The organism is Staphylococcus sp. GDY8P85P (genome assembly GCF_017892405.1).
Classification (GTDB): domain Bacteria; phylum Bacillota; class Bacilli; order Staphylococcales; family Staphylococcaceae; genus Staphylococcus; species Staphylococcus borealis.
In genome coordinates this window covers 1-11,880 of sequence record NZ_JAESLA010000076.1, presented here as the reverse complement: position 1 = coordinate 11,880, position 11,880 = coordinate 1, and the positions used below count along the sequence as shown (strand labels likewise).

At 30.1% G+C, this 11,880-nt stretch carries 13 protein-coding genes and 1 pseudogene; 3 read left to right on the top strand and 11 right to left on the bottom strand.

Going from position 1 to position 11,880, the window contains the following annotated elements; all coding sequences use genetic code 11:
• The 6 genes and pseudogenes from KA828_RS12835 to msaA form a co-directional block, all read right to left on the bottom strand.
• Positions 1 to 504, bottom strand: a pseudogene (locus KA828_RS12835) (hypothetical protein); the annotation flags it as partial.
• 9 nt (positions 505 to 513) lie between these two features.
• On the bottom strand, positions 514 to 1,278 hold the full coding sequence (locus KA828_RS12830; RefSeq protein WP_245336100.1) for an ATP-binding cassette domain-containing protein: 765 nt from the start codon (positions 1,276 to 1,278) through the stop codon (positions 514 to 516).
• A gap of 78 nt (positions 1,279 to 1,356) precedes the next feature.
• The gene (locus KA828_RS12825; RefSeq protein ID WP_070855606.1) at positions 1,357 to 1,767 is read right to left on the bottom strand and encodes an Msa family membrane protein; all 411 of its coding nucleotides are present in this window, start codon (positions 1,765 to 1,767) and stop codon (positions 1,357 to 1,359) included.
• 4 nt (positions 1,768 to 1,771) lie between these two features.
• Positions 1,772 to 2,278, bottom strand: coding sequence for a CPBP family glutamic-type intramembrane protease (locus KA828_RS12820; RefSeq protein ID WP_242450162.1), 507 nt, complete (start codon positions 2,276 to 2,278; stop codon positions 1,772 to 1,774).
• A gap of 480 nt (positions 2,279 to 2,758) precedes the next feature.
• Positions 2,759 to 2,959, bottom strand: a complete 201-nt coding sequence (gene cspA, locus KA828_RS12815; protein WP_002433901.1) for a cold shock protein CspA — start codon at positions 2,957 to 2,959, stop codon at positions 2,759 to 2,761.
• Between the two features lie 204 nt (positions 2,960 to 3,163).
• Entirely contained in the window at positions 3,164 to 3,472 is a 309-nt protein-coding gene (gene msaA / locus KA828_RS12810) for a regulatory protein MsaA (RefSeq protein ID WP_070855609.1), read from the bottom strand.
• A gap of 163 nt (positions 3,473 to 3,635) precedes the next feature.
• Between msaA and KA828_RS12805 the strand changes: the two genes are divergently transcribed.
• From KA828_RS12805 to KA828_RS12795, 3 genes are read left to right on the top strand one after another with little or no spacing between them, the layout of a single operon-like run.
• A complete protein-coding gene (locus tag KA828_RS12805; RefSeq protein WP_053030890.1) occupies positions 3,636 to 3,905 on the top strand; it encodes an acylphosphatase in 270 nt (89 codons plus the stop codon).
• A 21-nt stretch (positions 3,906 to 3,926) separates the two neighbouring features.
• Complete coding sequence (locus tag KA828_RS12800; protein WP_053030888.1) at positions 3,927 to 4,553, top strand: 5-bromo-4-chloroindolyl phosphate hydrolysis family protein; 627 nt, start codon at positions 3,927 to 3,929, stop codon at positions 4,551 to 4,553.
• Positions 4,554 to 4,580: 27 nt separating this feature from the next.
• The gene (locus KA828_RS12795) at positions 4,581 to 5,750 is read left to right on the top strand and encodes a toxic anion resistance protein (RefSeq protein ID WP_193839349.1); all 1,170 of its coding nucleotides are present in this window, start codon (positions 4,581 to 4,583) and stop codon (positions 5,748 to 5,750) included.
• An 86-nt stretch (positions 5,751 to 5,836) separates the two neighbouring features.
• On the opposite strand, the gene brnQ3 is transcribed toward KA828_RS12795, so the two are convergent.
• The 5 genes from brnQ3 to KA828_RS12770 form a co-directional block, all read right to left on the bottom strand.
• Complete coding sequence (gene brnQ3 / locus KA828_RS12790; RefSeq protein ID WP_075108480.1) at positions 5,837 to 7,180, bottom strand: branched-chain amino acid-like transporter carrier protein BrnQ3; 1,344 nt, start codon at positions 7,178 to 7,180, stop codon at positions 5,837 to 5,839.
• Positions 7,181 to 7,309: 129 nt separating this feature from the next.
• Positions 7,310 to 9,199 carry a vWA domain-containing protein gene (locus KA828_RS12785; protein ID WP_210126350.1) on the bottom strand — a complete coding sequence of 630 codons (1,890 nt, stop codon included), beginning with the start codon at positions 9,197 to 9,199 and terminating at the stop codon, positions 7,310 to 7,312.
• A 12-nt stretch (positions 9,200 to 9,211) separates the two neighbouring features.
• Entirely contained in the window at positions 9,212 to 10,003 is a 792-nt protein-coding gene (locus tag KA828_RS12780) for an ATP-binding protein (RefSeq protein ID WP_210126349.1), read from the bottom strand.
• A gap of 156 nt (positions 10,004 to 10,159) precedes the next feature.
• Positions 10,160 to 10,363, bottom strand: coding sequence for a DUF6501 family protein (locus KA828_RS12775; protein WP_075108497.1), 204 nt, complete (start codon positions 10,361 to 10,363; stop codon positions 10,160 to 10,162).
• Positions 10,364 to 10,398: 35 nt separating this feature from the next.
• Positions 10,399 to 11,205: a VOC family protein gene (locus KA828_RS12770; protein ID WP_075108483.1), complete on the bottom strand. Its 807-nt coding sequence runs from the start codon at positions 11,203 to 11,205 to the stop codon at positions 10,399 to 10,401.
• Positions 11,206 to 11,880 lie beyond the last annotated feature (675 nt).

The window sequence follows — 11,880 nt, the reverse complement described above, 5'->3', positions numbered from 1 at the left end:
ACAGGAGTCTGGACTTGACTTAAAAAATAAGCCCATCAAATTTGTCATTAGATAATGATTATATTTAGTATCTTTTAATAATAAAGAATGTGATGAATAATCATGATTATTCACAAAATATAAATAAACAATTATTGAGGATACACACAATATAATTAGAAAAGTAATATAAACAATAATGATTGATAAAAACTTATTATTAAAAATTTTATTTCTATTCTGATCTTTGAAAAAAAGAAGACGACTAGTACTAATTTCATTATAGAATAATATTGATGCTAAATAAGCAACTATTATTAATGATAGCATTGACTTTTGCTGGGTATCATATATCGCAATAAAGGTTTCCAAAAAGCTTACACTACCAGCTTGACTAGCTGAGAGTGATAAGAAATTACTATTTAAAAATTGTGCTAAAAATATTAATAAAGGATAGAGACCTAAAATTAAAAGTAACCATGTGGCACGTATCTTAAAAACATACATGAATATAAATTTAAACATTTGAAATACCTACTCTTGATAAAAATATGATTCTAAATCATGTGAGTTATGTATAACTTCTAATAAAGAATTATCCCTTAACTCTACAAGTAATTTAGACAAGTTATCGTTCTCATTTTTTATAGTGACAATATTTAAGTCGATTTTTTCAATAAATGAGTACTTAGAAAGTAAATTGTCAATATTGTTAATTGTTTTTTTAAATTTCATTTTTATAATATTGTTTTGTTCTTTAACATCTATTTCTGTAATCTTTCGTTTATTTAATAATAAAAACCTTGTGCACAATCCTTCTAATTCTTTTAATTGATGACTAGATATTAAAAAAATTGTGTCATTCTCTTTAGAAAATTGTTCGATGATTGTTATTAATTTTTGTACTCCAATAGGATCTAAACCTAAAAATGGTTCATCTAAAATAGCAACTTTTGGTTTGATTATTAAACATAACGCCAAACATAATCGCTGTTTCATACCATATGAAAAGTATTTTACTTTCTTCGAGTTATCTTCTAGAGCAACTAGATTTAAAATTTTACTTATATCTTTAGAATATTCTTTTTTATTATTAATTTCTAAGTAATATTCTAAATTTTTTCTAGCGCTAATTTCAGGGAAATAGATTTGATTAATCATAAATGCAAAATCATTTAAAACGTTATCTTTACTATTTATATCAATGCCATTATAAAAAATATGACCTTGGGTAGGCAACTGAGATTTAGCAATTAGCTTCATTAAAGTAGTTTTACCTGCCCCATTAGTACCAAGCAAACCGACTTTTTCCCCTTTACATATTTTGAAATTTATATTTTCTAAAATTGCTTTTTTATGATATTTTTTGAAATATCTTTAAATTCTAACATGTTTCTCCCCTTTTTTAAATTTAATAAATATTATGAATAGTTGAGGTATTAAATAAGCCAATATTAAAAAAATTACTTGAGAGATTTCTAACATATTTGGTGACACTTGTATATTTATATCATTATTATCAATATTATATTTAGAAACATATTCTAAATAACCATCTAAATTCATAATATATAAACTGTAAATTATATAATAAAAAACATTAAATGCAACAGTGATTAACACATGTAATATTGATGGTTTAACAAAGATTATTGCTATTGAAGAAATTAAGCAAGGAATAATAATAGTTAAAACAGTTGATAAAAATAAATTTATATCTAAGCCCAAATAAGCTAAATAAATATAAAAAATACAATTTACTAAAATCGAAATAAGTGCTAATTTCATACAATCACCCTATTACTTTTGAAACTAAAATATTATAAATCCAATGAACACTTATAGATGCCCTAAGACCAAAAGCATATCTTAATAAATATAATAAAATACTAGATGGGAATCTAATTAATAAATTTGTTATTATTGACTCATTTAAATGTAATAACAAAGAAAACAATAAAGAACCTATAATAATTGAATTGATAAAACTAAAATTATTTAATAGGATTTTATAAACAACTTCTCTAAATAAATATTCTTCTCCCATTGCAATTGTTAAATAAAATAATGTTAATTTAAAATCATCAAAAAAATAAAACACTAAAATAAAAATAATTGTGTAAATTAATATATTTGAAAATTTATACATTGAGTATGGATCGAATTTATAAGAAAAAATTGAAGAAAGATAAGTAGGTATTATTAAAAAACAGATGTTAATACTTAACAATAAAACTATAAACTCTAAAAATTCTGATTTTATTAGATAAGCAGTTAAGCCTATTAATAAATTTAGCATCATTGAACTACTGAGTATTATACAAATAATTGCAAATATACAAATTATTCTTCGATTTTTTAAGATTGATATTACCATTTAATATGACGGCCACGATAGCCGATATAAAATCTACCAATTGAGAATTGGAAAATATCTAAAAGTTTTAACATAATCATCTCTCCTTTCTCCTACTTATCAGTTTAATAATAATATATTTATACAATAAAAAACAATATTTTATTTTGCACCATTCAATAAAAGGTGAACTCATTTTTCGTACAATCCTTTTCTAAAGCCATTATTAACTTAAAATAAAAAGGCTCTATAATAACTTCGCGACTATTTGCCTCAACAACAAAAAAAGAGATTAAACAACCTAAGGTTGCTTAATCTCAATATTAGGACTCATCAGTCCGATTTGACGAAGAGCCCTTAAAATAAAAAACACCTTACATCTTGGTAAGGTGTTACTAAAGTCAATATTTTACAATCTATTTATTATAGTTTTACAACGTTTGCAGCTTGAGGACCGCGGTCGCCTTCAACTACTTCAAATTCAACTGATTGACCTTCTTCTAATGATTTGTAACCATCTTGGTTAATTGCTGAGAAGTGTACGAATACGTCGTTTTCACCTTCAACTTCGATAAAACCAAAACCTTTTTCAGCGTTAAACCATTTAACTGTACCTTGTTTCATAATTCTGAAACCTCCAAGACTAAATTCTTTCAATATGCATTATTCGCATATTACAAAAAATACATGTGACAATTATGTATGAATAACGAAACGCTATAAATAACTCTTACAGATATTCTTTGCAATATGGAATAAAACCATTGCTTAGTAGTAATTATATGTTAGTTCTTACCAAATTGCAATACAATTATAGAAAATTATCTTTTAATTAATTTTTGGTAGATTATAATATACTTCTTTATTATTTAATACAATAAAACTATAAAATATTTGTAAGTCTTCTTCACAATCTTCACAAAAGTTTAAATCACAGTTGTTATAAAATGCATGAATATTGTATTTACCAACAACATAATTATCATAATCATTTTTACTTTTTGCAATTATATTTTTATAGTAATCAATCATTTCAGCATACGTTGAAAATTGATGTTGTTCAACAATTTTATCTGTCCAGTCACTAAATAACCACCATCCCTCGTAGTCAGCTCTGATCTTGGTAACTGTCCACATATATAAATCCCCTCTCAATTAACCTATAATACTTATTTTAACTATTTTATATCTGAATTAAAAATATAACGGCTCATACTTTTGACTGATAGCCTCTTGATTCAATAGTAAATATTAGTTTTTTAGTATAAAACTACGTATAATAAGTGTAAGAGGTGATACTATGAAGCAAAAGCATTTACAAGTGTTTGGAACTGTTCAAGGTGTAGGTTTTCGATATTATACGCAAAGATTAGCAATCAAATATCATGTTAAAGGTACAGTTCAGAATGTAGATGATTATGTTGAAATATATGCAATAGGTAATGACGATAATATTGATCAGTTTATTAATGCTGTGATCAATGGTGCATCACCTGCTTCACATGTTACACACTATGAACTTGAAGAAACTAATTTGAGTGAAGATTTTACAGACTTTAAATCGATTTAAATATAAAAAGGAAGATGTCATTTGAGATACAATATTTCTCGACTTTTTGGCGTGATTGTGGGGGTTCCAGTAGCAATAGTGTCATGGTTGATCAGCGTTTTTGGCTTTGATTTATCATTCATTATTGATGGTTTAATAGGAATTGGGATGTTTTTTGTGTCCTACTTCCCTACTCAACGACTTACGTCTAAGAAGTATTTAACAGAAATTGGCCTTTCACGAAGAGACTATTATTACGTGAGAAACCATTTAAAGCAAACCCAAGACAAGATACGTACTATATTGAAGTCATTTATTAATGTAAGATCTATTCAGGATTTTAGACAAATAAATGATATCTATAGAATATCAAAGTCTATTCACTTTGCTGTTAAACAACGACCAGCAATGTTCTTTAAAGTTGAAAGTTTCTTTTACTCACATATAGACAATGCTTTAAATTTAATTGAGTCGTATACTCGACTGGCTAAAATGCCAAAAAAATCAGTTGAAGAAAAGCAAAAATTAGAACAAACACGTATCACGCTAGATGAAGTGAAACGTACACTAATTGCTGATTTGAAGAGAATCAATGAAGATGATTACGAACGTCTAGATGTTGAAATGCAACTTAATAAATTGGAACAAACACGTCATAAAGATAAATAGAATAAAGAAATGGAGCGATTTACTTAAATGTCTCGAGATGAACAATTTAACAACGCACATCCATTAGATGATTATATAGAACAACAACAGTTTAATAATTTAAATAATGAAAACAACATTAACCTAGCACATGATAATACAGTTTTAGACGATTTTCATCAACAATTTACTGATAAAGAACTACAAAAGATTGAAACTATTAGTCAACAAATTAAACCTTTAGATAATGATGGGTTACTAACTTATGGTACTCATTTACAAGAAAACATGTCTCAATTCTCGCATAAAATGTTGGATGAAGTGCAGACAAAAGATATTGGACCTGTTGGGGATTCACTTAATCAGCTAATGTCTAAACTAAAAGCCGTCAACCCTGATGAATTAAATCCAGAGAAACAATCTAAGTTAAAACGTTTATTTAAACGTACGAAAGCTTCTATTAATGAAGTGTTTTCAAGAATGCAATCTGTTAGTGCGCAAATTGATAGAATTACAATTCAGCTTGATAGACACAAAAATAATCTATCTAAAGACATTAAATTATTAGATGGTTTATACCAACAAAATAAAGATTACTTTGATGATGTTAATTTATATATTGCTGCTGCTAAAAGAAAAAAACATGAAATACAAGCTGAAGATATTCCAAAATTACAAGCAAATGCGCATCAAAGTGGCAATCAAATGGATATCCAAGCTGTCGCGGATATGGAACAATTTGTTGATCGTTTAGATAAACGCATTTATGATTTACAATTATCGCGTCAAATTGCAATACAAACTGCACCACAAATCCGTATGATTCAAAATGTGAATCAGGCTTTAGCTGAGAAAATTCAAAGTTCTATTCTTACAAGTATTCCACTTTGGAAAAATCAAATGGCGATTGCCCTTACATTGATGAGACAACGTAATGCAGTGTCTGCACAACGTGCAGTAACTGATACAACCAATGATTTGCTTACGCAAAATGCGGCGATGTTAAAACAAAACGCTATTGAAACTGCTACTGAAAATGAGCGCGGTATTGTTGATATTGAAACACTTAAATCGACACAAAGCGATATTATCGAAACGATAGAACAAACACTTCAAATTCAACAAAATGGTCGCCAAAAACGTAAAGAAGCAGAAAAAGAACTCGTTGGTTTAGAAGATGAATTAAAACAACACTTACTTTCTATGAAGAAAGAATAGCATATAAACAAAAGCACATCACAACTCAATTTGAGTCTGATGTGCTTTTTAATGTCTTCAACTTGTTGTAAATTTTTGGTGAGGAACTATTCTTTTTGATAAATAATATAATCCTGTTTTACAAACTTAGCGACTATATAACCAATAATGGTAGCAATCACTGCTATTGGGAACCACTCTAATGAATATTGCTTTAATGGTAAAGCATCCATAAATGACATCTTCACCCAACCGTTAGAACTAATAACGCTCAAAATAGAAACGATACTAATGACAACAATTGGTATTTGTTGAGCAATTCGCTTAGTTGGTATAAATCTTGCAAGTAAGATAAGTAATACCACAGTTATTGCAACTGGATAAATAATACTCAATACAGGAACAGACATGGATATTACTGCATTTAAACCTAAATTGGACAATATAAAACTAATTAAAGTAAAGAATATTGTATAAGCTTTATACGAAACTTTAGGGAATATTCTATTGAAATACTGACTTACAGCCACTATTAAGCCACAAGCAGTTGTCAAACAAGCTAATGCAACAATAATACCTAATAAATATTTGCCAAAGACACCAAAACCACTTGCTGCCATTGTTGTTAATAAGTAGGCACCTACATTTTGATCTTTAGCAGTTAAATTTTTAAGTGTTTCATTGTCCACGTTCATATGATTACCTATAAATCCTAATGACACGTATATGAAGATGAGTGCTACAGCAGCAATCAAACCTGACATTACGGTTTGTTTAAATATTTGATCTGCATGTTTTACCCCTGTTGCTTTTATTGCATTCACTACGATCATTGAGAAAGCAATTGCTGCAATTGCATCCATCGTTAAATAACCTTCTGTAAAACCTTTCGAAAAACTTCCGATAGCTGAACTATAATCAACTTGATTTCCATGAGATGGCGTATTACCACTATAATCGACGAAACCTTTAATAATCATGGCTAAAATTGTTATCAACAATAGTGGCGTTAACAATGATCCGATACGATCTACAATTTTACCTGGATTAATACAAAGGTAAAGAACGATTAGGAAATAAATCAACGTAAATATGAATAGTATAAGATTACTATTTGTATGAGCAATTGGTGTGACAGTCATCTCGAATGAAGTTGAAGCTGTACGCGGAATTGCAAACAGAGGTCCGATTGTTAAATATATAATAATTAAAAATATAATTGAAAATTTAGGTGATATTTTGTTTAAAGAACCTACGTAGCCTTGCTTATCTAAAGCGCCTACAATAACGCCTAGTAACGGTAAGCCAATGCCTGTTAAACAAAATGCGATCACAGCGGGCCAAAAGAAATGACCACTATCTTGACCTAAATTTGGTGGAAAAATAAGATTACCTGCGCCGAAAAACATAGCGAATAAAGTAAATCCTACAATCCAAGTATTCTTATTCATAGAATTGCTCCTTTTTATGTGTATGTTTGCAATATTAAACATTCTAGCATAAAAAGGAATTGCAAGTCTATGTGATTTCAGAAAATTTGAAAAGTTGATATATATTTAAAGCTATATTTATACAAAATTTTAAAATGATTTTAGTAGTAATTTTTTGAGTAATGGTGATAGATGACTTGGAAGATTTTCTACGCCTTCAACAAATAAGGCATATTGTCCATAAATATTGTGAATAGTTTGTTCAATGTCTTCTGTAATAACATCTTGACTCAAGAACACATTAAATACTTCAATACCATATTTACGTGCCATTTCTACGCCTTCATACGTGTCTAAAATACCATCTTGCGCATAATTGTAAGCTGAAGGTTCTCCATCAGAAAAGACAATTAGGAAACGTTGATTATGACTTCTTCTTAGTAAACGTTCGCTAGCAATACGTATGGCTACACCGTCACGGTTATCGTCTTGCGGGTGTAACGACATAATTCGTGGCCCGCTTTTTTCCATAGTTGAATAATCGTAATGAACAATTTCATCAATGATGTTAGGCTGTTTACGATCATCAGAATCAAATGCGTCTTCATTGAATGCCAGTATTTCATGCTTAACATTTAATGCTTTAAGCGTTTCATGGAAAAGCACAACACCCTTGATTGTTTCCTCCATCTTATCGAACATACTTGCAGACACATCAATTAGTAATGTGAAAGTAGCATCGAACGTCTTACTTAAATCTTGTTTCTTATAAAATAATTTATATTGGTCATCGATAAACCAATTAGTTAAATCTCGTTGTAAACGACCTTTAGGTAAATTGTGACGCTCATCTACATGTTCTCGATCAATCGTTTTTTTAATAATTTGAATTAAATCTTTCGTTTCGAATTGAACATCATTTTTAACATCTTGATATGCTAGCAAGAAATCAGGTTCAATATCAGGCACATTCCATTTGATTTCAACATTTTCGTTAATTCCTTTAAGTGCAAATGAAGCGTTCTCGCCAATAAACCCGCCTTCATCGTTGTTCAGTGTATTTTCTGAACCACGCCCTTTTTTAGTCATCATATCCGTCATGTCGTCTGTGGAATCACCTTCACGTGCAGTATCATTATCACTCATAACCTCACTATTTTCACCCTCATGAAGTTCCATTTCAAGATATGCGCCGCCTTCTGATTTGCTATCTTGAGCTTTTGTTTCAGCTTCAGCAGTTTCTGCATCTGTATCTTCAGATGTATTATCTTTACCGTCGACGTTACTTGCATCCGTTCGTTTCAACTCATCAAATGACATTTCGTGGATTGCTTCATATACCCTACGAGGAAGATGATAATATTCGTTTAACATATCTTTGTTTAATATATCATCGATTTGAAACATGATGCGTTGTGCTAAGTACATATTATCTTCTGATGTTTCATTTTGGAAAAAGTTAGGTAAGTACAGAAACATTGAATTTAAAATATCATCTAATTGTGAATCTATGGTTGGAATATCATAGAAGTTTTGGCTTAGAAATGCTTTTTCTAAATATAAAAATAGCAAGTCAGTATATACTGTTTTAGTCTTATAAAATTTGATTTGAGACTCCGTATAAGACAATCGCGTTTGTAAACGTAAATCTATTAATTTAGCTGTGCTAGGACGTGCAATACGAATATGATTAAACACACGCATATCTTCAAGTAATCTAAAAAGTTGTTGATAGAACTTCGGATGTGCAAATTCATCATCATGAAGTACATTATTAACAATAGTTTCATCCATCATTTGATATCCGTAAGCGGCAAGCATGACATCTGTTTTAAGTCCAGCTTTCTCTATATGGTCGGGACGGTGCGACCAGAACCAACTTGTAATCAATGTGTTGTTGATTGGATCATAATAAGGGAATTTTTGAATTTTAACTTGTGTTTGTTCATTTTTGAGAAGTAAGCGTGCTAAGTCTTGCAACATCATAACTTGCTTAGCATCTAATTGCTCATCATTAAATTTGATAAAACGATCGCTCATAATAATCCCTCTCTAAAAGTTTAATTCAATCGCATTTTTGATTGCTTGTTGTTCACGCTCATCTTCTAATTTATCAATAATCGTACGTTGAATCGCACGTTCGATTGGCATGACAGTAATTAAATCACTTAAGTCAATTAATGCCCTAATACTTGCTGCTTCTTCAGAAATTTGTCCCTGTTTAGACATGGTGCGCAAATCTTCATTAAATTTAATGATTTGCTCAATAATTGCATCATCTTGAAGTTGGCTTTGCTGTTTAATAACGTCCTTAAGTATATCACCATCAATGTAATCTACTTGAATGACGACAAAACGGTTTTTTAGGGCTTCATTCATAGGAAGTGTACCTACATACCCTTCGTTAATTGCGGCGATGACATTGAATCCAGGCGCAGCTTTAATCACTTCACCAGTAAATGGATTAGTAAGTTGACGTCGATAATCTAGCACACCATTGAGAATTGGCAATGTTTCAGGTTTAGCCATATTAATTTCATCGATATAAAGGATATAACCTTCACGCATGGCTTTAATAACGGGACCATCGATAAACACAATTTCTTGTTGCCCTTGATCATTAGTTTTAATTGTTTTGAATCCGAGTAAACTTTCAGCATCTAAATCTACAGAACAGTTAACTTGATGCATTGGTGTATCTACAGTAGCACTAAGTGTTTCGGCTAATTTTGTTTTACCCGATCCTGTAGGTCCTTTTAGTAAAATGTTCTTATTTAAACTAAATAAAGCTTTAGCATCATTGAATACTGACTCATCTGAATTGATATATTGATTTTTAATCATTTTGATTACTTACGCTCCTTCTTTAAAATGAAAAATAGACTAAGAGATTAAATTGGATGAAAGTAATGTATTGTTTAGCACAACCTATACATCATCTAAAATCCAAAGTTAACCCCTAAGTCTTAATTTAATCATGAACATACATAACGATTTATACTAAATTTCTTTAAAATATGATTTGTAATAACCACCAACTAAACCAGAATTATCAATAATTTGATAGTATTCTTCGGTTTCGTTAATCACATCATATTGTTTACCAACTGTTAACATATCAGATACTGTGAATTTTTTTGCATCAGTATTGATAACTTCTACCTTTTTAATTGGTGTACGTGTTTTCCAAGTTTCATGTAACATAGCCATAAATTTAAATCCTCCATATTGTCTTTGTATTACTTTTCTAATGTGTAAATAAACGAGATGCCACTATTCTCGGTAATGCGTAATGACTGAGCATCGCCTTGATCTAACGTTTGATAAGGAATTCCAATATCATCTAATTCCTTTTGCGCATGTGCGAATGCCTCTTGAGAGTTTGCACTAAACTCAACTTGTTCAACAATACCTTCTTCTTTAAGTTCAATAGGATCTTTAGGTTGATATAAATGAATTTCGCCACCTAAACCGCCTTCTCCAATTTGAAACACTTGAATCATTGTTTCAGGAATAGCTGACGATTCATATTCTGCATAATGCGTTAGGTTAAACACATTTGTCAGGATAGAAGCGGTAACCGGTAATTCATTAACTTTAATAATTATAGGTCCTAAACCCTGGATTTGATGAAGTGGGTTTACTGTACTTTCAAAAGTAGGTGTACCTAAACCTACGCCAGTATTGAGTTCATTTGAATAAATGTCAAAGATTTGGTCGTTATTATCCTCGAAGCTAAAATGTTTATTTCCATTTAACTCAGTTACTTCACCAAATTCAATATCATTATCTTTCAAAATGGTTTGATACTCTTCTAAACCTGAATCAGATGGTGTTCTTAAACCAACACTAGCGATATGTTGGTTTTGGTATTCAGGATTTGGCACTTCAACAAAGTGAATTCGTGTACCTGGACTTAAATCTGCATCACCAAAACGTAAAGCTTTATTTTTAGTTGCTACATTAAGTCCTAAAATATCTTTAAATAATTTGTTTGTTTTAGAAAGATCACTTGTCCCTAATGTGACACTTCTAAGTCCACTCATGCAATGACACCCCTAATATTTGTCTTTTCCTATTCATTATAACGCATTTTAAATACGATTTATATCATGAACTACATAAAGCATTGGCGAATTCTAAGAAGTACAAAAAACGTATTACATAAATATAAACTCTATTGAAGTTTGTTTATAAAATAAATTTAATATCCTATAAAACAAAAATATAACTACTCCCCTACCCTTTGACAAATAGGAAGGGGGGGCTATTTATAGTGAAATATTATCGTTATATTAGTTTGTTCAAATTTTTGCGATAGTTCGTTTTACATGGTTATATTTGTATTCGCAACATTTTGCAGTTTGAGTGTGATAAATATGTGAGCAGAAGTATTTACCATTTAACGCCATACTTACACAGCCTAAAGATACAAATTAACATAGTTTCGACTGCTTATTAATAATGAGTGATTCTAAGGTTGTTGTATGTTCAAATGCCTTTTCAGTACAGTCAGCTACTGTGAATTTTGTAAAATGGTTAACCCGGCTTAAGTAGTTCTAAAATGGATCATGAAACGGAGTTTAGTGTGAGGCCTAACATAGAAAATATCGAATAGACAGTTTTCAAACATAGAAAATTGGACTAGCGAGCTACCAATAGGAAGTATCGTAAATAAACAAGGGAGTGGGACAGAATTCTTTTGGTTCTACGCAAACATC

Coding starts and splice junctions, on each gene's coding strand:
- KA828_RS12825 (WP_070855606.1), bottom strand. CDS start 1,767: ATGAAATTAGCACTTATTTCGATTTTAGTAAATTGTATTTTTTATATT.
- KA828_RS12820 (WP_242450162.1), bottom strand. CDS start 2,278: ATGCTAAATTTATTAATAGGCTTAACTGCTTATCTAATAAAATCAGAA.
- cspA (WP_002433901.1), bottom strand. CDS start 2,959: ATGAAACAAGGTACAGTTAAATGGTTTAACGCTGAAAAAGGTTTTGGT.
- msaA (WP_070855609.1), bottom strand. CDS start 3,472: ATGTGGACAGTTACCAAGATCAGAGCTGACTACGAGGGATGGTGGTTA.
- KA828_RS12805 (WP_053030890.1), top strand. CDS start 3,636: ATGAAGCAAAAGCATTTACAAGTGTTTGGAACTGTTCAAGGTGTAGGT.
- KA828_RS12795 (WP_193839349.1), top strand. CDS start 4,581: ATGTCTCGAGATGAACAATTTAACAACGCACATCCATTAGATGATTAT.
- brnQ3 (WP_075108480.1), bottom strand. CDS start 7,180: ATGAATAAGAATACTTGGATTGTAGGATTTACTTTATTCGCTATGTTT.
- KA828_RS12785 (WP_210126350.1), bottom strand. CDS start 9,199: ATGAGCGATCGTTTTATCAAATTTAATGATGAGCAATTAGATGCTAAG.
- KA828_RS12780 (WP_210126349.1), bottom strand. CDS start 10,003: ATGATTAAAAATCAATATATCAATTCAGATGAGTCAGTATTCAATGAT.
- KA828_RS12775 (WP_075108497.1), bottom strand. CDS start 10,363: ATGTTACATGAAACTTGGAAAACACGTACACCAATTAAAAAGGTAGAA.
- KA828_RS12770 (WP_075108483.1), bottom strand. CDS start 11,205: ATGAGTGGACTTAGAAGTGTCACATTAGGGACAAGTGATCTTTCTAAA.